Raw genomic sequence first — 22725 nt, 5'->3', positions numbered from 1 at the left:
GGGGCTCTCTTGAGAGCTTCAGCAGGCGGAGAAATGCGGCTTTGCGGCAGCGGGCTCACATGCGTGCGGGGCGGCCGCGAGGTGTTTACCGGGCTCGATTTCGACGCCGCGGCCGGGGAAGCAATCGCCGTCGTCGGCCGCAACGGATCGGGCAAGACATCGCTGCTGCGGCTGATCGCGGGCCTGCTCATTCCGGCCGGCGGCACGATCGCACTGGAGGGGGGCGATGCCGAGCTGACGCTGCCCGAGCAGTGTCACTATCTCGGCCATCGCGATGCCCTGAAGCCGGCGCTGAGCGTAGCGGAGAACTTGTCGTTCTGGGCTGATTTCCTGGGCGGAGGGCGTTTTGACGCGGCCGAGAGCCTCGCCGCCGTCGGCCTCGACCACGCCAGCGATCTGCCAGCCGCGTTCCTGTCGGCCGGACAGCGCCGCCGGCTCTCGCTGGCCCGCCTGCGCGCGGTCCGCCGTCCGGTCTGGCTGCTGGACGAGCCGACCACGGCGCTTGACGTCGCCGGTCAGGACATGTTCGGCGGCCTGATGCGCGACCATCTCGCCCGAGGCGGCCTGATCATCGCCGCCACCCACGCGCCGCTCGGCATCGAATCGCGCGAGCTGCGGATCGGGGGCATGGTATGATTCTGATCGACCCTCAGTTTTCCAAGTGGCTAGGCCACGCCTTCTTCGTTCCCTCCCCCGTTGTGGGGGAGAGTCAGGGAGGGGGGTGCCACACGGCGCGCTTTCTCGGTCCAAGAGCACAGGAAGCAGGCGCTCCGTTGCTGGCCGCCAGCCTTCCAAAAGCAACTCTCCCGGGGCTACCCCCCTCCGCAATCCTCCCCCCCAAGGGGGGAGGGAGCGCAGCGTGCGCGCGGCGCGCGGCGGCCACTTGCGGGTACTCCTCGCAGGAGGGCACCCCATGACCGCCCTCGCCGCCCTCATTCGCAGGGACATCCGGATCGCGCTCCGAGTCGGGGGCGGGGCGCTGATTGGCGTGCTGTTCTTCCTGACCGTGGTGGTGCTGATGCCGTTCGCTGTTGGGCCGGACCTGGCGCTGTTGTCCCGGCTCGGGCCGGCCATTCTCTGGCTAGGGGCGCTGCTGGCCAGCCTCCTGACCCTCGACCGGCTATTCATGGCCGACCATGAGGACGGCTCGCTCGACCTGATCACGATGAGCCGGACACCGCTGGAACTAGCCTGCGCCGCCAAGGCGCTGGCGCATTGGCTCGCCGCCGGCCTGCCGCTGATCATCGCAACCCCGGTGCTCGGCCTGCTGCTCAATCTCGACATGGTCGCAACGGGCGCGGTGGCGCTGACACTGCTGGCCGGCACCCCGGCCCTGACTTTTACCGGCATGATCGGCGCCGCGCTGGCGGTGACGCTGCATCGCGGCGGGCTGCTGATGGCGGTTCTGGTGCTGCCGCTGTCGATCCCCGTGCTGATCTTCGGGGTTGCCGCCTCGCAGGCCGCAATCGTCGGGCCGATGTCGTTCGGCGCGCCGTTCTCGATCCTCTGCGCGCTGTCGCTGGTCAGCCTCGTGGTCGGCCCCTTCGCCGCGGCGGCGAGCCTGAAGCATGGGCTCGACTGACCTTGACCCCGATCAATTTTCGCTACGGACTTTCGTGCTGATTGCCTGAGCGGCCACCGGCGATTATCAGAATACCATGACGCTGATCGACCTTGCCAATCCGACACGGTTCCTCGCGCTGACAGCGCGGGTGTTGCCGTGGCTTGCGGCCGCGACCATCGCCCTGCTCGCGATCGGCCTCTATCAGTCCGCTGTTGCGCCCGACGATTACCAGCAGGGCGCGACGGTGAAGATCATGTTCATCCACGTCCCCAACGCCTGGCTGTCGATGTTCGTCTGGGGCGTGATGAGCATCGCCTCGCTCGGCACGCTGGTGTGGCGCCATCCGCTCGCCGACGTCGCCGCCAAATCGGCAGCTCCGATCGGCGCCGCCTTCACCTTCCTCGCGCTGCTCACGGGATCGCTGTGGGGCCGGCCGATGTGGGGCACCTATTGGGAATGGGACGCGCGGCTGACCTCGGTGCTGATCCTGTTCCTGATGTATCTCGGGTTGATGGCGTTGTGGCGCGCGGTCGACGATCCCTCGCGCGCGGCGCGCGCCGCGGCAGTGCTGACCCTGGTCGGCGCGATCAACCTGCCCATCATCAAGTTCTCGGTCGACTGGTGGAACACGCTGCACCAGCCGGCCTCGGTGATGCGCATGGGCGGCTCGGCGCTCGACAGATCGTTCCTGATTCCGCTGCTGGTGATGGCGATCGCGTTCACGCTGCTGTTCGTCACGCTGCACCTGGCGGCGATGCGCAACGAGATCCTGCGCCGCCGTGTCCGCTCGCTGCAGATGATCCAGGCGAGCCGTATAGCGTTCTCGAGCGAAATGGGCGCCGGGTCGCGCGAAGGAAACGCGTCGAAAGAAGCTGGGGCCGCATGATGATGTCGCTAGGCCCCTACGCGTCGTTCATCGTGACATCCTATGCCGCCGCGGCTGTCGTGGTGGCGATCCTGATCGGCTGGGTCGTCCTCGACCATCGCAGCCAGACCCGGCGCCTGCGCGAGCTCGATCGCAGCGGCATCACCCGTCGCTCGGGCCGCAGCGCGACGGATACGCCAAAAGCGATCACAAGAACGATCACATGAGCGATCAATCGACTTCCGCGACGCCGCAGCGACGCACCTTCCTGATGGTGCTGCCGCTGATCGCCTTCCTCGTCCTGGCGCTGCTGTTCTGGTTGCGGCTCGGCAACGGCGATCCCTCGCGCATCCCCTCCGCGCTGATCGGGCGGCCGGCGCCGCAGACCATGTTGCCGCCGCTCGATGGGTTGCAGGACAACGGCGCGCAGGTGCCGGGGCTCGACCCGGCCGCGTTCATGGGCAAGGTGAGCCTGGTCAACGTCTGGGCGTCCTGGTGCGTGCCGTGTCATGACGAGGCGCCGCTTTTGACCGAGCTGGCAAAAGACAAGCGCTTCCAACTCATCGGCATCAACTACAAGGATGCACCGGACAACGCGCGGCGCTTCCTCGGCCGCTACGGCAATCCGTTCGGCCGCGTCGGCACTGACGCCAATGGCCGCGCCTCGATCGAATGGGGAGTGTACGGCGTGCCCGAGACCTTCGTCGTCGGACGCGAAGGCACCATTGTCTACAAGCTGGTCGGACCGATCACGCCGGACAATTTGCGGACCGTCCTGCTGCCGCAGCTGGACAAGGCGTTGAAATAGGAAAGTATCGTCATGCCCCGCGAAGGCAGGGCGATTGAACAAAGACGTGGCTGGAAGCTCGCCTGCGGCCCATCCTTCGAGACGCCCGCCTGCGGCGGGCCCTCAGGATGAGGTCGCATTTTTCGGCGGGATATCCAACCCTCATGGTGAGGAGCCCGCCAGAGCGGGCGTCTCGAACCATGCGGGCCGAGCTCGTCTCACAGCCTCCCGCCCTCACATGCGATAGCCCTACCCCGCGAAGGCGGGGCATGACACTCTTGATGGACAGCTCGGCTTACGCCACCGCTTACGCTACAGCTTCCTTGGCCTTCTCCGCGCGCTTGCGCTCGTTCGGGTCGAGATGCTTCTTGCGCAGGCGGATCGACTTCGGCGTGACCTCGACGAGCTCGTCGTCCTCGATATAGGCGAGCGCCTTTTCCAGCGTCATCCGGATCGGCGGCGTCAAGCGCACCGCTTCGTCCTTCGACGTGGTGCGGATGTTGGTGAGCTGCTTGCCCTTGAGCACGTTGATCTCGAGATCGTTGTCGCGGGTGTGCTCGCCGACGATCATGCCCTTGTAGACCTTCCAGCCCGGCTCGATCATCATCGGGCCGCGGTCTTCCAGCTTGAACATGGCGTAGGCCACCGCGTCGCCCTGGTCGTTGGAGATCAAGACGCCGTTGCGGCGGCCCTGGATCTCGCCCTTGTAGGCGGCATAGCCGTGGAAGATGCGGTTCATGATCGCGGTGCCGCGGGTGTCGGTCAAAAGTTCACCCTGATAGCCGATCAGGCCGCGGGTCGGCGCGTAGAACACCAGGCGCAGGCGGTTGCCGCCGGAGGGGCGCATCTCGATCATCTCGGCCTTGCGCTCGCTCATCTTCTGCACGACGACGCCGGAATGCTCCTCGTCGACGTCGATCACGACCTCTTCGATCGGCTCCTGCCACGCACCGGTGGCCTCGTCCTTCTGCAGCACGACGCGCGGACGCGACACCGAGAGCTCGAAGCCCTCGCGGCGCATGGTTTCGATCAGGATCGCGAGCTGCAATTCGCCGCGGCCCGACACCTCCATGGAATCCTTGTCGGAGGCTTCGACGACGCGCAGCGCGACATTGCCTTCGGCCTCGCGCAGCAGGCGGTCGCGGATCATGCGCGAGGTCACCTTGTCGCCTTCGGTGCCGGCGAGCGGCGAGTTGTTGACGATGAACGACATCGACACGGTCGGCGGATCGATCGGCTGTGCCGGCAGCGGCACCTCGACGGAGGGATCGCAGAAGGTGTCGGCGACGGTCCCCTTGGTGAGGCCCGCAATCGCAACGATGTCGCCGGCATCGGCTTCATCGAGCGGCGTACGCTCGATGCCGCGGAACGCCAGGATCTTGGTGATGCGGCCCTGCTCGATGGTCTTGCCGTCGGCGCCCAGGACCTTCACGGCCTGGTTCGGCTTGATCGAGCCCGAAGTGATGCGGCCGGTAATGATGCGGCCGAGATAGGGGTTCGCTTCGAGGATGGTGCCGATCATGCGGAACGGGCCTTCCTCGACGGTCGGCGGCGCGACATGGCGCACGATCAGGTCGAACAGCGGCTGCATACCGGCATCGTGGGAGCCGTCGGGGCTCTCAGCCATCCAGCCCTGCTTGGCCGATCCATACAGGATCGGGAAGTCGAGCTGTTCCTCGCTGGCGTCGAGCGCGGCGAAAAGGTCGAACACCTCGTTGATGACTTCAGTCGGGCGCGCGTCGGGGCGGTCGACCTTGTTGATGACGACGATCGGCTTCAGACCGACCTTGAGCGCCTTGGAGACCACGAACTTGGTCTGCGGCAGCGGGCCTTCCGCAGCGTCCACCAGCACCAGCGCGCCATCCACCATGTTGAGGATGCGCTCGACCTCGCCGCCGAAATCGGCGTGGCCGGGGGTGTCGACGATGTTGATGCGGGTATCCTTCCACTGCACCGAGGCTGCCTTGGCCAGAATGGTGATGCCGCGCTCGCGCTCCAGGTCGTTGGAGTCCATGGCGCGCTCGGTGACCTTCTGGTTCTCGCGATAGGTCCCGGATTGCTGGAGCAGGCGGTCGACGAGCGTAGTTTTGCCGTGGTCGACGTGGGCGATGATAGCAACGTTGCGGAGGTTCATGAGTGAGCTTCTTTGCGGTCGAACAATGGGTTAAGCGCGATCTCGCCGGTCGGACCGGGACCTCTTCTCGGACAACGCTGGAAACAGGAAAACGGGCGCTTTCCGCCCTAAGAGGAAGCCCGGCTATCTCGACCGGGCACCCCGCGTTGCGGCGCAATATATGCAAGAAACGCCAAAAAACAATGCGTTCTTTCGCGGTTGGTTGACTGAATTTTGTCCGGGAATTCCCGGGGCTTAGGGCCGATTCAGGCTCAATACGGGGCTGCGCCGCCGGTCCAATCGCAAAGTTGGGGCGGATCAGGCCTTGCCAGATCAGCCCTGCGCCGAGCCGACGTCCGCCTCCTTGGTCGGATAGACCCCGCGCAGCACCTCCTCGAAATGCATCTTCACGGCGTCGTTGCACAGGCAGGCGCGCAGCCGCAGGCCGTCGCGGTTACGGACCAGGATCGAGCCGCGCCGCGTTTCGAGGATGCCTTCCGCCTTGAATGATTGCAGCACGCGGCTCGCATAGCTGCGGCCGACGCCGAGCAATGTCGCAAGCTGCTCATGCGTCAGCGGCACGCTGCTCTCGTCACCGGTCCGCTCCATCGCCGCCAGGATCCATTTGGCCGTGCGCCGCTCGATCGAATGGGTGGCATTGCAGGCGGTCGACTGGAAGATCTGCGCCAGCATGCAGTCGGCGTAGCGGGCGAAGATGTTCCGCAACGAGACCGAACGCTGCTTTGCCGCTTCCAGCTTGCCGACGTGAATGCGCGCAAACGGCCCGCCGAATTTCACGCAGATGCGGGTATAAGCCGGCAGATATCCCTCGCTGACGATGCCACCCACCGCGCCTTCGCGGCCGACCAGAATGGTCTCGACGTCGCGGCCGTCCTCATTGGGAACGAGGAAGGTGGCAAGCGCCGGTCCGCAGGGAAAATGGACGACCTGGACGTCGTCGCCGGGATTGTAGAGCAGTTCGTTCGCCGCGGTGTTTTCGACACTGATATGCGGTGCAAGCAGCGCGTAGTCTGCCTGACTCAGGCGCCGCAGCAGATTGTTGGTCGGCCGGCTGCTGACCTCGATTGCCTTGCTGGTACGCGCGTCCATCGTGAACTCCTCATCCGCCCCTCCACATTAGCGAGTTCCGTCCAGATCCTGTGTGCACGAGTGGACAGACGGAAGAACTGTGTTGTGATGGGTTTCGTTCCAGGAACCCTCCGCTGCGCTGGGTCCTGATCCGAGAAACCTCATGCTCCAAGATGCGATCATGGCTCCCGCTTTACCCGACGGCTCCGATGGTCCTGCCGATGTCCTGATCGTCGAGGACGATCCGATCATCGCGATCGACTTCGAGGATCGCCTGCACGGATTTGGCGTGAAGAGCGTGCGCACGGTGGGCTCGGTGGCGCAGGCGCTGGCGGCGATCGCGGCGCGGCCCCCTGATTTCGCCCTGCTCGACGTCGAACTGAACCGCGAGAACAGCTTTGCGATCGCCGAGCGGCTGGCGGCGCTGAAAATTCCCTTCATCTTCGTCACCGGCTACGGCGCCGAGACACGGATCGCGTCCGATTTCGTCAACCGGCCGCGCTTGCAAAAGCCATGCTCGAGTGAGGCGCTCGAGGCCGCGCTACGGTCGCGCGGCGCCTGAAGCCGGTCAAGCGAGCTTGGGATCCAGCGTGGTCGACCACAGCGCAACATCGGCACGGTCGCGCAAGGTCACCGTCATCTGGCCGGAGGCGCCGTCGATCTTGACGTGACCGAAGAACTGCATGCCGGCGGATGGCGGCAGGTTCTGGCTGTCCTTCCCCGGCGCCTTGATGAAGCGCACCTCCGGTCCAAAAGTGTTGTCGAGCGCATTCGGACCGAAAGTGCCCGCGTGCAGCGGGCCCGAGACGAATTCCCAGAACGGCTCGAAATCCTGGAATTGCGCCTTGTTCGGATCGTAATAATGCGCAGCGGCGTAATGCACGTCCGCGGTCAGCCACACCGTGTTGCTGATCGGCGCCATCTTGATGAAGCGCAGGATGTCGGCGATCTCGAATTCGCGGCCGCGTACCGGACCGTCGCCTTGCGCAAAGGCCTCCGAACCGCCTTTCGGCGTGTCGGATACGATCAGGCTGAGCGGCATGTCGGAGGCGATCACCTTCCAGGTGGCGCGCGAGTTGAGCAGGCCGCGCTTGAGCCAGGCGATCTGGTCGGGGCCGAGGAAGTAGCTGGCGGGACCGTAAGCGGTGTCGAGATTGGCGCCGTTCGGGCCGCGATAGCTGCGTTCGTCGAGCACGAACACGTCGAGATGCGGGCCGTACGAAATCTGCCGATAGACCCGGCCCGGCTCATTGATGCTCTCGCGCATCGGATACATCTCGTGGAAGGCGCGGCCTGCGCGGGCCGCGAGCAGCATGATGTCACGCTCCTTGTAGGTCGCCGGCAGCTCCTTCGACAGCGACCAGTTATTGGTCACCTCGTGATCGTCCCACTGCACGAAGATCGGCACCTCGGCATTGAAGGCACGGACATTGTCGTCGGTGAGATTGTATTTGTGCGCGGCACGGTACTCGTCCAGCGTCTCGGCGACCTTGGCCTTCTCGGGGATCGTGACGTTCTTCCAGATCTTGCCGTCGGCGAGCTTCACCTCGGATGCGATCGGGCCGTCGGCATAGATCGTGTCGCCGGAATGCAGGAAGAAATCCGGACGGTGCTTGCGCATCGCGGAGAAGGTGAACATGCCGCCGTCATCCGGATTGATGCCCCAGCCCTGGCCGGCGACATCGCCGCCCCAGACGAAGCTGACGTCGCGGCGATCGCCCGGCGCGGTGCGGAAGCGGCCAACCACCGGCTCGCCCTCGATTGCGGTATGCGAGAGATCGCGGAAGCGGACGCGGTAGAAGATGTCCTGTCCGCTGGGAAGATTCTCGATCAGCATCTTCGCCGTGAAGTCGCTCTCGGGCATTGCTGCGACCGGCGGCAGCGCATGGGCGTCCTTGAACGACTCCGTCGTCGCCACCTCGACCAGCATCTGCGAGGGACGGTCGGCACGCGCCCAGACCACGCCGCCATCGACAGTGACGTCGCCGGACTGCACGCCATGGGTCACCAGCGGCCGGTCGGCCGCGCGCGACAGTCGAGGCATCGCGATCGCACCGAGCGCACCGGCGCTGGTGGCGAGGAAACGGCGGCGGGAGAATTTGAGCTTCATGGGAGATGGCCCCGATATCGCGTTGGACGGCTGGCGAGGCGCAAGCCTTCACGATGAAGCCAGACGCTATATCGAGACAATGTGACGCAGCAATAACGCGCAAGCGATCGTTCGATTGCGTCCCCTGATCCTCATCCTGAGGAGCCCGCGGCAAGCGGGCGTCTCGAAGGATGGCCCCGGGCGAGAGACGGGCCTGCATGGTTCGCCCGGCGATGCAAGCATCGTCCGGAGACGCGCGTTCCGCGCTCCTCACCATGAGGGTCCTCTATCGCAGCTACATTACGCGTTGCCGGCGGCCCGGAATTGCGCGCCGGCGCGTTGCAGGTTCTGCGGCAGGCTGAACAGCACCGCCTTGCGATCGGCGACCGCGGCGTGGAACTGTTCGAGCACGATGTTGAAGGCGGTCAGCGCGCTTTCCTCGATTGCGCCGTGATCGAAGCAGTGCAGCGTATCGCGCAGGATCTCGTCGGCCTCCGTCTGCATCTGATCCAGCTCTTCGGTCGTTTCGCTCTTCCGCGCCACGGCGATCATGTCGAAAAGCCGTTCGCGCAGATGGCTGTTGGTATTGCGCTCATCCTTTTTCAGGTAGCCGGCGAACCATGCGCCGAGCGAGCCCATGGCCGAGAGCGCCATCAGGCTCCACCAGATGTAATCGCTGTACTTGTCCAGGAAGGTCTTTTCCTCGCCGTCGACGAAGGCAGCGGCACCGGGATGAACGGGGATCACCGCATCCTTGTCGGTGTCGGGTGTTTCGATCTTGGCGGCGAGCGGGAACTCCGTCACCAGCTGCTGGCGCACCGCGAAAAGCTGACGCGTGAACGCCGCGACAGTGGTCTCCGACAAGGCTTTGCGCGCCACAATGTGATGCGAGAAGCTGATGGTCTTGACCTCGTCGTCGGGGCGATCGGGCGAGCCGCCATAGGTGCCGGCGGGAATTTCGGCCGCTTCATAGACCGGATGGTTCTGAGCAATCGCATCGGCGGAATCGATTGCGAGAAAGGTCGGCGTGCCGACATCCTTTGTGGAGGCCGCAATTGCTTCCGCCGTGATCTTGCTGTTGACCGGACCTGCGGCGAGATAGGCGTCGACCTTCTGGGTGCGGATCGCCTCGGCGGCTTCGTTGGCCGGGAATTGCACGATCTCGACCTTGGCGGGATCGACACCGTATTGCTGGAGGACCACCTTGAGCAGGTTGACATTGGCCTGGGTGCGGCCGACCACGCCGACGCGATGGCCGGCGAGCTGCGCGATCTTGGTGATCTTGGCGCCCTTCTTCCTGCCCTTGCCGGACACCGACCACAGCACCACGACGTTCTTACGCAGGGTCGCAACGGCCTGCGCGTTCTTCGGCACGTCGAGATCGCCGCGGACGATGGCGAGATCGGCCTTGCCCTCCGCCAGCAATGCGGCGCTCGCGGTGGCGCCGTCGGTCTGGATCGGACGCAGCCGCACATAGCTCTTGTTCTGCGCGAAGGCCTGGGTCAGCGCCTGCACGACCTTGACGTCATCGCTGTTGGCGGGCCCGACCGCGACCTTGAGTATCACCGGCCGCATCGCGAAATAATAGCCACCGACGAGCGCGCCGACGATCGCAAGCACGAGCGCGAGAGTCACGAGTGCCGTCCTCCGCGCCGCGGATCGCGGCGAAGGCGGAGAGGGCGTTTCGGCCAGGTCCAATCCCCCGGTCATCGATCTCCCAAACAGGCGCTTGAGGCTCAGTTTCATCTTGGCCAGCGATTTACGCCGGCAAGTGTAGCAAATTTCTTGTGCCGCGGGGTTACATCTCCGTCATGGTTAGCGGATGGACGAAATGCCGTATGAACCGGACCGCCAGAGCGGTGTTAAGGTAAAGTTCCCTGAACGACGGAGGCGATCATGGCAGAGCGGCTGACGGCGGAGGCGCGCAAGCAGGCACTGGGCGGCATAGCCGGCTGGACCGAGGTCCAAGGCGGGCTTCAAGGCGGGCTTCAAGGCCGCGAAGCCATCGGGAAGACCTTTGTCTTCAAGGATTTCAACGAGGCTTTCGGTTTCATGACCCGCGCGGCGCTGGTCGCCGAGAAGCTCGATCACCACCCCGAATGGCGCAACGTCTACAAGACCGTCGAGGTGGTGCTTTCCACCCATGACGCTGGCGGCGTGACGGGGCTCGACATCGAGCTCGCCAAGGCGATGAACGCCATCGCCAAGCTGACACCAGGCTGACGTCTTGCAGCGATCGGCCGCATCCCCATGTTGTGATCAGCACCGGATGGGACGATCTGCCGCCTCTGGCTGAACGGGGAGTTTTGAAGCATGGCCGCCGAACACAGCGTCGGCTTCGAGCCGACCGATCGGCTTGCGGAAGACCGGGAGAGCGTGCGCCGCCGCTTCTGGCGCAAGCTGAAGCGCGTCGCCGCGCATCTACCGTTCGCCGAAGATCTGGTCGCGGCCTACTACTGCGCTTTCGACAAAGCGACGCCGCGCCATGTCCAGGCATCATTGCTCGGCGCGATCGCCTATTTCATCCTGCCGTTCGACTTCGTCCCCGACGTGATGCCGATCCTCGGCTTCACCGACGACGCCGCCGTGCTCGCCACTGCCGTTCGCATGGTCGCCAGCCACATCACGACCGAACACCGCGAGGCCGCCCGCGCCGCGCTGAAGCGTGGGGTGGATGAGGCGGAGGCGTAGTGCTCCGCCACGACGGCTGCAGAGGAAGCCCTCGCATGGCGCAACTCCCCGCTACTTCCGTTCCGGAGCCGCCTGCGCCCGCGCCTTCTCCGCGTCCCACGCCTGGAATTGCTTGAACAGCGTTTCCTTGTCCGCGTCGGACACCTTTGCGGCCGTTGGGCTCTGCTTCAGGAACGCCTCGAAGCGCTGCTGCGTCACCGGCTCGACGCCGTGCCGGTCGAGCCATTGTTGCGCCACAGGCAATCTATTCCAGCCCGTCAGGGGTGCCGCGAGCGAGACTTCCTTCCACTTGGGATGGAAAGGCGGGTTCTGCAGCGTCGGGAATTTCGTGAAGAACGCATCCACGAACAGCGCAAGCTTGCGATAGCGCTCGGTGTTGGGCGCCCAATTGTAGGCCGCGAGCACCGCCGGCACAGCGATGGTATCCACGCTCTCGCCGTCCTTGATCAGGTTCGGATAGTCTTTGGCGGTCAGCGTCGCCGGCAGATAGTCGCTCTGCAGCGGCTTTGCATAATCCACGCGCGCGAGGTGGAAGCGACCGTCATTGCCGAAGGTCGACACAGACTTGTACGGTTTGCCGCCGACCACGATGACGGCGTCGATCTCGCCGGCCTTCAGTTTCTCCATCGCGATGCGCTGCTCGACATAGACGAATTTCGCCTTGATCCCGAGCCGCTCGAACACAGTGAGCGCGGTGACGAACGTGCCCCCGTTCGGCAGGTCGACGCTTACCGTCTTGCCTTCGAGATCCTTCAGGGTCGCGACCGCTTTCGGCGCGATCACCTGCATCTCTTCGTTGTAGAGCTTGGACACATAAGTGAACTGCCGCTTGATGTCCTTGGCGAAGCCTTTGCGTTCGAGATAGTCGAGCGTGTCGGCGCGCACGACGCCAAGATCGACGCCTTGCAGGAACAGGATGTCGGCGACGCTCTGCACCGAGCCCCGGCCGACAACCGGCAGCACACGAATTTTGTTGCCGTCGTCGAGCACGGAGGCGAGGTCGGCGCCGAATTGCACATAGGTGCCGCCGATCGTGCCGGTGATGACCGTGACAGTGTTGGCGTTCAGCGCCTGCTTGGTCGAAGTCGAGCCGAACTGGAAGATGGCTTTCAGGCTGTCCGAGACTTTGGCTGGATCGTATTCGGCCTGCTCGGCGCGTGCCGCGAAGGCACAGATGGTCATGATGGCGGCAAGCGCCATTCCCAAAGCGTTACGCATGATGTCCCCTAAAGAGTTCTAGTTCTGAAGCTGGGCAAGGCGCTGCCGCGCCTCCGCCGATCCGAGTGTCGCGGCCTTTTGGTACCAGTCGCGCGCGGCGGTCGCGTCAGCGGAGATGCGCCGCGCGTCGCTGGTGCCCAGGACGGCCGGGTCGTAAGTCTGCGCCAGCAGAAGCGCGGCCGTCGCATCCTGTGCATCGGCCGCGCGTTCGAGCAGCAGGCGCGCCGCAACGATATCGCCAACCGCCAACAGGCTCTTCGCACGCGCCATCAGCCCGGCCAGCGTGTCGGCATCGAGCGTTCTGGCGGGCGGAGGGGGCGCAGGCGGTGTCGCCACCGGCGCGGGCGCCTGGGCTTGCAGCGCGGTCTGATAGGCGGTCGCGATCGCTTCGCGGCTCGGCGTTGACGGTGCAGGGAGATCCTGCGCGTCAGCGCTCGCCAGCTTTGTGTCGGTCGCGCGCGCTGGATCCTCGCGCGGGGTCTGCGGTACGGCCGGCGCGTTAGCCGACGCCATCGCCTGGTCCAGCGCGACGCCCGCCGAGCCACCGGCATCGGCGAAGATGCTGCGAAGGTCGGACTGAAAGAGCGCGGCCAGAATTACCAGAGTGGATGCCGCGAGAACGGCCGCGACAACGCGCCGGACAAGTCTGGCTCGGGGACGCGACCCCAGCGGGGTATATTCGCGTGGGTCCGGCGCACCGAGCGGATCGGACAGGAATAGTGGAATTGGATCGTCCGGTGACAGATCGACCCGTGCGGCGCGCGCACGGACATAGGACGCAACGTGCGAATGTGATGCAGCTTGATCGGAATCGAACGCCCTCGATTCCCTGGACTGGCGGTACGCCGTCGTCTCCATGGTGATGCTCCCCATACCTCACGCAACGCAGGGGCATTCGGCTTCAGTCTTTTTGTTGTTGTCCAGAAGTTCCCCGCAAACTGGAGCCGGTAAATCGCAGTTTGAATCAGCCCAAAAGGCGACCGCGATTTGTGCGAATCGGGAGATATTGAGGTTTGATTGGGGCGACGCGAGGAATGCACCGCAATTTTGGCGGCAATGGTTGATGGAGGGTTTACCATGCGTGCTGGGCGCGCACTCCGCCTGTCATGCCCGCGAAGGCGGGCATCCAGTACGCCGCGGCCCATCGGTCAAGTTACTGTCGTCTCTGGAATACTGGGTCGCCCGGTCAAGCCGGACGACGACAGTTGCACGTGTGGCGCGCAGCGTCGTAACGCTGCCACCCACCTCACGGATGCAAAATCACCTTGCCCATCGCCTGACGCCCCGCGAGCACCTTCAGCGCATCCGCGGTCTGCGCCAAGGGGAAGGTGCGATCAACGTGCGATGAGATTTTTCCTTCCGCGGTCCACTTCACCAGCTTCTCGAGATTGGCGCGATTCTTCGCCGGGTTGAGTCGCGTCCAGGCGCCCCAGAACACGCCGCGGATGTCACAGCCCTTCAACAGCGCGAGGTTCAGCGGCATTTTGGGAATATCGCCGGCGGCAAAGCCGATCACGAGGAAACGGCCTTCCCAGGCGATCGAGCGCAACGCCTGCTCGGCGTAAGCACCACCGACCGGATCGAAGATGATATTGACACCCTTGCCGTCGGTGAGCCTGCGCAGTCCTTCCTTGAGATCTTCCTTGCCGTAGTTCAGCGTGAGCTCGGCGCCATGCGCCTTGGCGAATTCAAGCTTCTCATCCGACGAGGCGCAGGCGATCACCTTCAGGCCCATCAGCTTGCCAAGCTCGCAAGCCGCGAGGCCAGTGCCGCCGGCCGCGCCGAGCACCGCAAGCGTTTCGCCCGGCTTGGGGCTGGCGCGATCTTCCAGCGCATGCAGCGCGGTGCCGTAGATGATGATGATGCCCGCAGCACGATCGTAATCGAGATTATCCGGAATCTTCACGATCGATGCCGCCGGCAGCGCGATCTTTTCGCGCGCTCCGTTATGGCCGCAGGACGCCACCACGCGATCGCCGACCTTCAGATCAGTGACGCCGGCGCCGATGCTCTCGATCACGCCCGCGACTTCCGCGGCCGGCGAGAACGGGAACGGCGGCTTGACCTGGTATTTGCCCTGAATCATCAGGATGTCGAAGAAGTTCAGCGCCGCCGCCTTGATCGCGATCACGGCTTCGCCGGGCCCCGCCACCGGATCCGGCACCTCAGTGAGGACGAGATCATCGGGCTGGCAATATTGCGAGCAGAGGATGGCTTTCATGGCGGCACCTTACGCGTTTCGAGTGGAATTATGATTGGGGCGGTTTTGCCGGATTTAGTGCCACCCGACAATCCGGATTCTTTGTCAGAGACCATGGGCCTATCCTCGTCATTGTGAGCGCAGCGAAGCAAGCCAGACTATTTCCGCAGCACGGACTCTGGATTGCTTCGCTGCGCTCGCAATGACGGAGCAAAAAGAGGATTCAAACGATGTTTGAAACAGGTCTGCTGAGGAACAAACGCATCCTCGTCACCGGCGGCGGCTCCGGTCTCGGCGCCGCGATGGGGTGCCGCTTTCTCGGCCTCGGCGCCGAGCTCGTGATCTGCGGCCGCAAGCTCGACCGGCTCGAGGCAACCGCGACCGAGATGGGTGCGCAGACCGACGGCAAGGTCACGACGATTGCATGCGACATCCGCGACGGCGCCGCCGTCGAGAGCATGATGGACGCTATCTGGCGCGAGGCGCCACTCGACATCCTCGTCAACAACGCCGCCGCCACCTTCATCGCGCAGAGCGAGCATCTGTCGTTCCGCGCCGCGGACGCGATCCTCGCGCCGACGCTGCATGGCGCGATGTATTGCACGCTGGCGGCCGGCAGGCGCTGGATCGAGGGCACGCACAGCGGCGTCGTGCTTTCGATCCTCTCGACCTCGACCATCACCGGCCGCGCCTTCACCGTGCCCTCGGCGATGGCGAAGTCGGCTGTGCTGGCGATGACCAAAAGTCTCGCAGTCGAGTGGGGCCCGAAGGGCATCCGCACCGTCGCGATCGCGCCGGGCCCGTTCCCGACCGCCGGCGCCTCCGGGCAACTCCGCCCCGAGGGCCGCGACGAAGGCTGGACGGCGAGCAATCCGCTTGGCCGCACCGGCGAGCACGGCGAGCTTGCCGATCTGGCCAGCTTCCTGATCTCGGACCGCGCCGGCTACATCAACGGCGAGATGGTGGTGATCGATGGCGGCGCGCATTTGCGCAGTTCCGGCGCCGAGGACCTGCTGCAGTGGACCGAGGCGCAATGGGCCGGGCAGCGCGCCGCGCGATCCCGAGGCTAGCTGCCGCCGACCCGCTAACTGCCTTCCCAAATTGGACTTTCCCGGCTATCCCTGACCCGGGGACAAAGCGCGGCCGGGCCATCTTCCAGTCACAATATTGAGGGAACCACTCCAGCATGTGGCGGGTGCTATCTTTAGTTTTGATGATCGGCACGATGACGTGCGGGATCGCCGATCTTGCGCGGGCGCAGACGGCGCAACCGGCGCCGAAGGCCGCACCGAAGTCGCCGGCTCCGGCGCCGGCAGCAAAGACGGCTGCAAAGCCCGAGAGCAAGCCTGCGGCTCCTCCCGCGGCGGTTGTGGGCGGAGCGGAGCCGACGCTGATCGGCCAGTTCGGGACCTGGGGCGCCTATGCGGCGACCCCCAATGGCAAGAAAGTCTGCTTCGCGCTGGCAAAGCCGTCGTCGTCGAAGACCAACCCGCCGAATCGGCCGCGTGACCCCGCCTACGCCTTCGTCTCGACCCGGCCATCCGAGAAGGTGAATAACGAGGTCTCGGTGATGATCGGCTACGCGCTGAAGCCGGGCGCGGAATCGACGGCGGAGGTCGGCGGTGCCGCCTACGCGATGTACACACAGGGCGACGGCCTCTGGATCAAGAACGCGGCCGAGGAGGAGCGGATGGTCGAGGCCATGCGCAAATCCGCCGATCTCGTGGTCAAGGGCGTCTCGGCCAAGGGGACCGAGACGACCGACACCTTCTCGCTGAAGGGCCTCGCCCAGGCGCTGGACCGGATCTCGCAGGACTGCAAGCGTTAAGGCTGCAAGCCATAAGGCCGGTTAGGTCCAATTCGGCGTTGTTTGGCGGCTGTAGAACGCCTATCTGAAGGCTGCTTCCCCTCATGGTGAGGAGGCGCGTAAGCGCCGTCTCGAACCACGAGGCCGAGCTGCCTGATCCGGGCCTTCGTCCTTCGAGACGCGCGCAGTGCGCGCTCCTCAGGATGAGGGGTGAGAGTTTCTCCAAACAGAACGACGATGACCGCTGAATCGACCGAGACCGTTTCCGCTGCCGGGTTCCCTTTGGAAAAGGTCCCGCTCGAAACCTATGTGCCGCCGGCAAAACCGTCGCTGATTGGCCTGTCGCGCACCGAGCTTGCCGATCGCCTCGGCGAGATCGGCGTCGCGTCGGCACAGCGCAAGATGCGCGTGCAGCAATTGTGGCACTGGATCTACTTCCGCGGCGCCCGCAATTTCGAGGAGATGAGCTCGATCTCGAAGGGTATCCGCGCCGATCTCGCGCAGCATTTCACCGTCGACCGGCCCGAGGTCGTGGCCGAGCAGATCTCCAACGATGGCACCCGCAAATGGCTGCTGCGGCTGCCGAGCGGCGACAATGTCCAGAAGGCGCATGAAGTCGAGTGCGTCTACATTCCCGAAAACGATCGCGGCACGCTGTGCGTCTCCTCGCAGGTCGGCTGCACCCTGAACTGCTCCTTCTGCCACACCGGCACCCAACGCCTGGTGCGCAACCTCACCGCCGGCGAGATCGTCGGCCAGGTGATGGTGGCGCGCGATCGCCTCAATGACTGGGCCGATCGCGAGGATGGCACGCGCCGCGTCACCAACATCGTGATGATGGGCATGGGCGAACCGCTGTACAATTTCGACGCCGTGCGCGATGCGCTTCTCATCGTCGGCGACAATGAAGGCATCGGCATCTCCCGCCGCCGCATCACGCTGTCGACTTCCGGAGTCGTGCCGAACATCGTCCGCGCCGGCGACGAGATCGGCGTGATGCTCGCGATCTCGCTGCATGCGGTGCGCGACGAACTGCGCAACGAGCTCGTGCCGCTCAACCGCAAATATCCGATCAAGGAACTGTTGCAGGCCTGCCGTGACTATCCCGGCGCATCGAACGCGCGCCGCATCACCTTCGAATATGTGATGCTCAAGGGCGTCAACGATTCGCTCGACGATGCCAAGCTGCTGGTGAAGCTCCTCAAAGGCATCCACGCCAAGATCAACCTGATCCCGTTCAATCCCTGGCCCGGCACCGCCTATGAATGTTCGGACTGGGACCAGATCGAAAAATTCTCCGAATACATCTTCAACGCCGGCTATTCCTCGCCGGTGCGCACCCCGCGCGGCCGCGACATCCTCGCCGCCTGCGGCCAGCTCAAGTCGGAAACCGAAAAACTCTCGGCCCGCGAACGCCAGACGCTGCGCGCCATGGCGATGACGGATTGATGGATCATGCCTGCGCTATCGCATCCTCGTCATTGCGAGCGAAGCGAAGCAATCCAGATTGTCTCCGTTGAAAGACGCTGGATTGCTTCGCTTCGCTCGCAATGACAACGTTGGCTCTCCCGTCATGGCACTGATTGGCCGCCTCGTCGTCATCTTCATCGGCTTTCTCGCAGCCTGTTTCGTCGGCGGCATGATTGTCGTCGGCGCGCTACTGTTTCCGGAATTCTCCGATCTCGGCGCCGGTCCGGTCGATGAGGGCGTGGTCGACATCCTGCTCGGATTCGGCTTCATCTTCGTGTCCGGCTTTGCGCTGGTGCCGGCGATGGTGATCGCCGCGATCACCGAGGCGCTCTACATCCGCAGCGCGCTGGTTTATGCCGTCGGCGGCGGCCTCGTGGGGCTTGCCTGCTATCTCGGCCTCGTTCCCTTTCATTCCGACACGCTGCAGTTCGAGGGCATCGTGCGGCGTCACCTCGAGATCATGACCGGCGCTGGTATCGTCGCCGGCGTCGTCTACTGGCTGATCGCCGGCCGCAATGCCGGCGCCTGGCGCAATCCGCCGCCGCTGCCGTCGCAGTCCCGGCCGGATGCGCGATGATTTTACCCTCCCCTGGAGGGGGAGGGTCGATCGCGCGTAGCGCGAGCGGGGTGGGGTGACAGACTATCCCGGATGGTGGTGTCCCATTTTTGTGGACCTACGCGCAGCACGTTGATGGATGTACCGTTTGCTTGGCTTCACCCCACCTCGGTTCGCATTTCGCTTCGCTGCATGCGAACCGATCCTCCCCCTCCAGGGGAGGATGGGGACGCGGCCCGGGGTTTTCATCCCCTCCCCACTCCGCTAAACCGCGCGCCATGAACCGGACTGGACTTTTCATTGCCCTGGCGCTGTGGCTCGTGATCGGCGTCGTTTTCGGCCTCTATCCCGAACTCGATCTCAAGCTCGCTGCGCTGTTCTTCGACCCCCAGACGAAGACGTTTCCGCTCAAGCTGAACGGCTGGGCTGGCTTCGCACGTGACGCTGCGATGTGGGTCGCCTGGGCGTTCGTGCTGCCTCCCTTGATCGCCGTTGTGGTCAAGATGTTCCGGCCCGACCGGCCGCTGATGGTGTCCGGGCGCGCGATTGTCTTCCTTCTGGTCACGATCATCATGTCGGCCGGCATTCTCACCAATCTCACCTTCAAGAGCTATTGGGGCCGGCCGCGTCCCGTGGTGGTGACGCAGTTTGCCGGCGACCAGCAGTTCGTGCCGTGGTGGGATCCGCGCGGCGGCTGCGGGCGCAACTGCTCGTTCTTCTCCGGCGAAGGCGCGACGGCGTTCTGGACACTGGCGCCGGCCGCCCTCGCCCCGCCGGCCTGGCGGCCGCTCGCCTATGCCGGAGCCGTGGTGTTCGGCGCGGTGACCAGCGGCCTGCGCATGGCCTTCGGCGGACACTTCTTCACCGACGTGTCGATCGCCGGCCTCGTGACCTTCGTCGTGATCTGGCACGCGTTTGCGCTGATTTACCGCTGGCCGCGGACACGGTTTTCGGACGAAGCGGTGGACGCCGCGCTGACCCGGCTGGCCTGGCCGGGCTACCGCCTCCGCCAACGCCTGTTCGGCGGTAAGACCGGCCCGGCGCCGTCGATTTGAGCCATTAAATGCGTGCCGAGGCGTGCGAAATTTGATATTCGCGCGGTCAACCCGCAAACGACGTCAGCCCTTCAAGACCCGATTGGAAGCCCCATGACCACGATCCTGAAAAGCCTGCCCAAGGGTGAGAAAGTCGGCATCGCTTTTTCCGGCGGTCTCGACACCAGCGCGGCGCTGCTCTGGATGAAGCAGAAGGGCGCGCGCTGCTACGCCTATACCGCCAATCTCGGCCAGCCCGACGAGGCCGACTACAACGAGATCCCGCGCAAGGCGATGGAGTTCGGCGCGGAGAAGGCGCTGCTGGTCGATTGCCGCACGCAACTGGTCCACGAAGGCATCGCCGCGATCCAGTCCGGCGCCTTCCACATCTCGACCGGCGGCATCACCTATTTCAACACCACGCCACTCGGGCGCGCGGTCACCGGCACGATGCTGGTCGCGGCTATGAAGGAGGACGGCGTCAACATCTGGGGCGACGGCTCGACCTTCAAGGGCAACGACATCGAGCGCTTCTATCGCTACGGCCTTTTGACCAATCCGGGCCTGCGCATCTACAAGCCTTGGCTCGACCAGCAGTTCATCGACGAGCTCGGCGGCCGCGCCGAGATGTCGGCATTCATGACCGCCCAGGGTTTTGCCTACAAGATGAGCGCCGAGAAGGCGTACTCGACCGACAGCAATCTGCTCGGCGCCACCCACGAGGCAAAGGATTTGGAAAGCCTCGACAGCGGCATCAAGATCGTCAACCCGATCATGGGCGTGCCGTTCTGGCGCGACGACTGCAACGTCAAGGCCGAGAAGGTCGTGGTGCGATTCGAGGAAGGCCAGCCTACGGCGCTGAACGGCCAGACCTTTAGCGACCCCGTCGCGCTGTTGCTCGAAGCCAATGTCATCGGCGGCCGCCACGGCCTCGGCATGAGCGACCAGATCGAGAACCGTATCATCGAAGCCAAGAGCCGCGGCATCTACGAGGCGCCCGGCATGGCGCTGCTGCACATCGCCTATGAGCGGCTCGTCACCGGCATCCACAACGAGGACACGATCGAGCAGTACCGCATCAGCGGCATGCGTCTCGGCCGCCTGCTCTACCAGGGCCGCTGGTTCGATTCGCAAGCCTTGATGCTGCGCGAGACCGCACAGCGTTGGGTCGCGCGCGCCGTCACCGGCGAGGTCACGCTCGAGCTGCGTCGCGGCAACGACTACTCGATCCTCAACACCGAGAGTCCCAACCTGACCTATGCGCCGGAGCGGCTCAGCATGGAGAAGGTCGAGGACGCAGCGTTCACGCCGGCCGACCGCATCGGCCAGCTCACCATGCGCAACCTCGACATCGCCGACACGCGGACGAAGCTGAAGCTCTACACGGACACAGGTTTGCTCTCGGGCAGCGAAGGCTCGCAGATTTTCCGGCTGGAGAGCGACAAGGGTTAGCCAGGACTGGGATTGCGATTTCGTTCGTCATTGCGAGCGAAGCGAAGCAATCCAGAATCTTTCCACGGCAATAGTCTGGATTGCTTCGCCGCTTCGCTCCTCGCAATGACGAATGGCCGGGATCGCTCCCGGCCATTTTGCGTTTGTGGGTGTCGGCTCAGCGCGGCGGCGCGGTGCCGGGCGGCGGCGGCGGCAGCGAGGCCTGGCCACCGTTGAGCAGCGGCGTGATGTTGCGGACGGTGACGCGCCGGTTGATCACGCTCGGCCCTTGCGTCTGCTCCTTCAGGTACTGCTCGCCGTAGCCCTGCGACGTCAGGTTCTCCGCCGGCACGCCGAACTGCTGCGTCAGCAATTCGGCCGCGGACTGCGCACGGCGGTCCGACAATGACAGATTGTCGACCTCGTTGCCGACCGCGTCGGTGTGGCCCTCGATCAGGAACACGGCGCGCGGGTTGCGCTGGATCGCACGGTTGAGGCCGTCGGCGATCCCTTGCAAACGGGCCGCCTGGTCCGGCGGGATGGTCCACGATCCCGTTTCGAAGTTGATCGTGTTGACGTCGATGCTCGGCATCTGCATGCGAACATTGGGGCTGTAGCGGATCTCGTCGAGCGAGTAACGCCGATCGATTCGCTGCACCGGCGGTGCCTCCATGGTCTCATAGATCACGTCCGGCGATGCCTCCTGCGCATCGACGATGTAGCGATCGTAGGGAATGTTGACCACTGGCGGCGGCACGTCGACATAGAAGCCGCCGACCGACCGCGGATCGCGGTAGCTGTTGTCGATGATGATGAGCTCGCGCCCGCTCGGGTCCCTGCGGATTCGCCGCAGCAACGAACCGTCCGCGCCGACCACGGTGATCACCTGGCTGCCATCGGGACGCATCACGACGGTCCGGGTTTCGCTGCCGACAGTGTCGGTGCGGATGTCGCGGGCGCCATAGCGGAAGCGATAGAGATCGTTGCCGCGGACGTATGCTTGGCCGCCCGGATCGCGGATGATGATGCGGTCCGGCTCGGTGTAGACGGTGCGGCCGCCTTCGACGACCTCGCGCCGCTGGTTATGGAGGTCTGCGATGGTGGCACCGATCACGGCGCCGGCCACCACGCCTGCACCGATTGCGAGCGGCGTCAGGTCACGCTGCGGCGGGCGCGGCGGAGGCGGCAGGGGCGTGGTGGTCGTGGGCGCGGCCCGGAAGGCCGGCGCAACCGTCGGCGGAGCGTATTGCGCCCTGTTCGGCGGTGGAGCTGCGGCCGGCGTGCCGGGGACGACCGTCGGCGCCGCGGCGCCGGCGGGAGCTGCGGGCCGGGGCGGGAGGCCGCCGGCTTGGGGCGGCGCAGCCGGAGTTCCGGCAGCTGGCGCGCCAGCCGGAGGCGTTCCACCCTGACGTCCGGGCGCCGGCGTCACGGCGCCCCCTGGAGTCGGCGTTGGGGCCGGAGTTGCGCCGGGAGCTGGCGTCGGTGCCGGACCCGGGCGTCCCGACGGCGGGGTCGGGCTGCCGGCGCCTGGCGTCGGCGTGGTCGCTGGTGCGGGTGTGGCACCAGGAGCCGGTGATGGTGATCCTGCAGCCGGAGGCGTGCCGGGACGTCCGCCGGGCGGCGGTGCGCCGGGACGTCCAGCTGGCGGTGCGCCAGGCGTGCTGCCCGGAGTCGGCGTCGCGGTCGGCGAGCGAAATCCAGAAGGAGCTTGGTCTCTCGAACACCCAGCTCGGCCTCGTTTTCTCAGCATTCGCCTATCCCTATTTGTTGTTTCAGGTGATCGGCGGCTGGGTCGGCGATCATTTCGGGCC

The 22725-nt window shown here is 65.1% G+C and carries 22 protein-coding genes and 1 pseudogene; 15 read left to right on the top strand and 8 right to left on the bottom strand.

Annotation, left to right across the window (positions count from 1 at the left end; genetic code table 11):
• Positions 1–33: 33 nt before the first annotated feature.
• From ccmA to GWG65_RS26985, 5 genes are all read left to right on the top strand, one after another.
• Positions 34–636 carry a heme ABC exporter ATP-binding protein CcmA gene (gene ccmA / locus GWG65_RS27005; protein ID WP_275198603.1) on the top strand — a complete coding sequence of 201 codons (603 nt, stop codon included), beginning with the start codon at positions 34–36 and terminating at the stop codon, positions 634–636.
• Positions 637–913: 277 nt separating this feature from the next.
• Complete coding sequence (gene ccmB / locus GWG65_RS27000) at positions 914–1582, top strand: heme exporter protein CcmB (protein ID WP_275198602.1); 669 nt, start codon at positions 914–916, stop codon at positions 1580–1582.
• A 76-nt stretch (positions 1583–1658) separates the two neighbouring features.
• Positions 1659–2450: a heme ABC transporter permease gene (locus GWG65_RS26995; RefSeq protein ID WP_275198601.1), complete on the top strand. Its 792-nt coding sequence runs from the start codon at positions 1659–1661 to the stop codon at positions 2448–2450.
• Entirely contained in the window at positions 2447–2656 is a 210-nt protein-coding gene (gene ccmD, locus GWG65_RS26990) for a heme exporter protein CcmD (protein WP_275198600.1), read from the top strand. Before GWG65_RS26995 ends, ccmD begins: the two co-directional genes overlap by 4 nt.
• The gene (locus tag GWG65_RS26985) at positions 2653–3237 is read left to right on the top strand and encodes a DsbE family thiol:disulfide interchange protein (RefSeq protein WP_275198599.1); all 585 of its coding nucleotides are present in this window, start codon (positions 2653–2655) and stop codon (positions 3235–3237) included. Before ccmD ends, GWG65_RS26985 begins: the two co-directional genes overlap by 4 nt.
• Positions 3238–3523: 286 nt before the next feature.
• Here the strand turns inward: GWG65_RS26985 and typA are convergent, their stop codons facing one another.
• Complete coding sequence (gene typA, locus GWG65_RS26980) at positions 3524–5350, bottom strand: translational GTPase TypA (protein ID WP_275198598.1); 1827 nt, start codon at positions 5348–5350, stop codon at positions 3524–3526.
• Positions 5351–5662: 312 nt separating this feature from the next.
• Complete coding sequence (locus GWG65_RS26975) at positions 5663–6439, bottom strand: Crp/Fnr family transcriptional regulator (RefSeq protein WP_275198597.1); 777 nt, start codon at positions 6437–6439, stop codon at positions 5663–5665.
• Positions 6440–6581: 142 nt separating this feature from the next.
• On the opposite strand from GWG65_RS26975, the gene GWG65_RS26970 reads away from it, so the two are divergent.
• Positions 6582–6980: a response regulator gene (locus tag GWG65_RS26970; protein WP_275198596.1), complete on the top strand. Its 399-nt coding sequence runs from the start codon at positions 6582–6584 to the stop codon at positions 6978–6980.
• A 6-nt stretch (positions 6981–6986) separates the two neighbouring features.
• On the opposite strand, the gene GWG65_RS26965 is transcribed toward GWG65_RS26970, so the two are convergent.
• Complete coding sequence (locus tag GWG65_RS26965) at positions 6987–8528, bottom strand: alkaline phosphatase D family protein (RefSeq protein ID WP_275198595.1); 1542 nt, start codon at positions 8526–8528, stop codon at positions 6987–6989.
• 279 nt (positions 8529–8807) lie between these two features.
• On the bottom strand, positions 8808–10253 hold the full coding sequence (locus GWG65_RS26960) for a TAXI family TRAP transporter solute-binding subunit (RefSeq protein WP_275198594.1): 1446 nt from the start codon (positions 10251–10253) through the stop codon (positions 8808–8810).
• Positions 10254–10403: 150 nt separating this feature from the next.
• Between GWG65_RS26960 and GWG65_RS26955 the strand changes: the two genes are divergently transcribed.
• Positions 10404–10730 (top strand): 4a-hydroxytetrahydrobiopterin dehydratase, encoded by a 327-nt coding sequence (locus tag GWG65_RS26955; protein ID WP_275198593.1) that lies wholly within the window; start codon positions 10404–10406, stop codon positions 10728–10730.
• Between the two features lie 90 nt (positions 10731–10820).
• Entirely contained in the window at positions 10821–11198 is a 378-nt protein-coding gene (locus GWG65_RS26950; protein WP_275198592.1) for a YkvA family protein, read from the top strand.
• A gap of 51 nt (positions 11199–11249) precedes the next feature.
• Here the strand turns inward: GWG65_RS26950 and GWG65_RS26945 are convergent, their stop codons facing one another.
• From GWG65_RS26945 to GWG65_RS26935, 3 genes are all read right to left on the bottom strand, one after another.
• Positions 11250–12416 (bottom strand): TAXI family TRAP transporter solute-binding subunit, encoded by a 1167-nt coding sequence (locus GWG65_RS26945; RefSeq protein ID WP_275198591.1) that lies wholly within the window; start codon positions 12414–12416, stop codon positions 11250–11252.
• An 18-nt stretch (positions 12417–12434) separates the two neighbouring features.
• Positions 12435–13274, bottom strand: a complete 840-nt coding sequence (locus GWG65_RS26940) for a hypothetical protein (protein WP_275198590.1) — start codon at positions 13272–13274, stop codon at positions 12435–12437.
• 388 nt (positions 13275–13662) lie between these two features.
• Positions 13663–14637, bottom strand: a complete 975-nt coding sequence (locus tag GWG65_RS26935; protein WP_275198589.1) for an NADPH:quinone oxidoreductase family protein — start codon at positions 14635–14637, stop codon at positions 13663–13665.
• 209 nt (positions 14638–14846) lie between these two features.
• Between GWG65_RS26935 and GWG65_RS26930 the strand changes: the two genes are divergently transcribed.
• From GWG65_RS26930 to argG, 6 genes are all read left to right on the top strand, one after another.
• On the top strand, positions 14847–15686 hold the full coding sequence (locus GWG65_RS26930) for an SDR family oxidoreductase (protein WP_275198588.1): 840 nt from the start codon (positions 14847–14849) through the stop codon (positions 15684–15686).
• Between the two features lie 116 nt (positions 15687–15802).
• Positions 15803–16444, top strand: coding sequence for an invasion associated locus B family protein (locus tag GWG65_RS26925; protein WP_275198587.1), 642 nt, complete (start codon positions 15803–15805; stop codon positions 16442–16444).
• A gap of 216 nt (positions 16445–16660) precedes the next feature.
• Positions 16661–17872 (top strand): 23S rRNA (adenine(2503)-C(2))-methyltransferase RlmN, encoded by a 1212-nt coding sequence (rlmN, locus tag GWG65_RS26920; RefSeq protein WP_275198586.1) that lies wholly within the window; start codon positions 16661–16663, stop codon positions 17870–17872.
• Between the two features lie 124 nt (positions 17873–17996).
• Entirely contained in the window at positions 17997–18470 is a 474-nt protein-coding gene (locus tag GWG65_RS26915; RefSeq protein ID WP_275198585.1) for a hypothetical protein, read from the top strand.
• A gap of 257 nt (positions 18471–18727) precedes the next feature.
• Positions 18728–19504, top strand: coding sequence for a phosphatase PAP2 family protein (locus GWG65_RS26910; RefSeq protein ID WP_275198584.1), 777 nt, complete (start codon positions 18728–18730; stop codon positions 19502–19504).
• A 93-nt stretch (positions 19505–19597) separates the two neighbouring features.
• Entirely contained in the window at positions 19598–20935 is a 1338-nt protein-coding gene (gene argG, locus GWG65_RS26905; protein ID WP_275198583.1) for an argininosuccinate synthase, read from the top strand.
• A 157-nt stretch (positions 20936–21092) separates the two neighbouring features.
• Here argG and GWG65_RS26900 read toward each other — a convergent pair whose 3' ends face one another.
• Positions 21093–22343 carry an OmpA family protein gene (locus tag GWG65_RS26900; protein ID WP_342760670.1) on the bottom strand — a complete coding sequence of 417 codons (1251 nt, stop codon included), beginning with the start codon at positions 22341–22343 and terminating at the stop codon, positions 21093–21095.
• A 146-nt stretch (positions 22344–22489) separates the two neighbouring features.
• Here GWG65_RS26900 and GWG65_RS26895 point away from each other — a divergent pair.
• A pseudogene (locus GWG65_RS26895) lies at positions 22490–22725 on the top strand (hypothetical protein); the annotation flags it as partial.

Origin of the sequence: Bradyrhizobium sp. CSA207, assembly GCF_029051685.1 — a bacterium.
Classification (GTDB): domain Bacteria; phylum Pseudomonadota; class Alphaproteobacteria; order Rhizobiales; family Xanthobacteraceae; genus Bradyrhizobium.
Note: the sequence above shows the minus strand (reverse complement) of the source record. Positions and strands in the feature narration are given on the sequence as shown.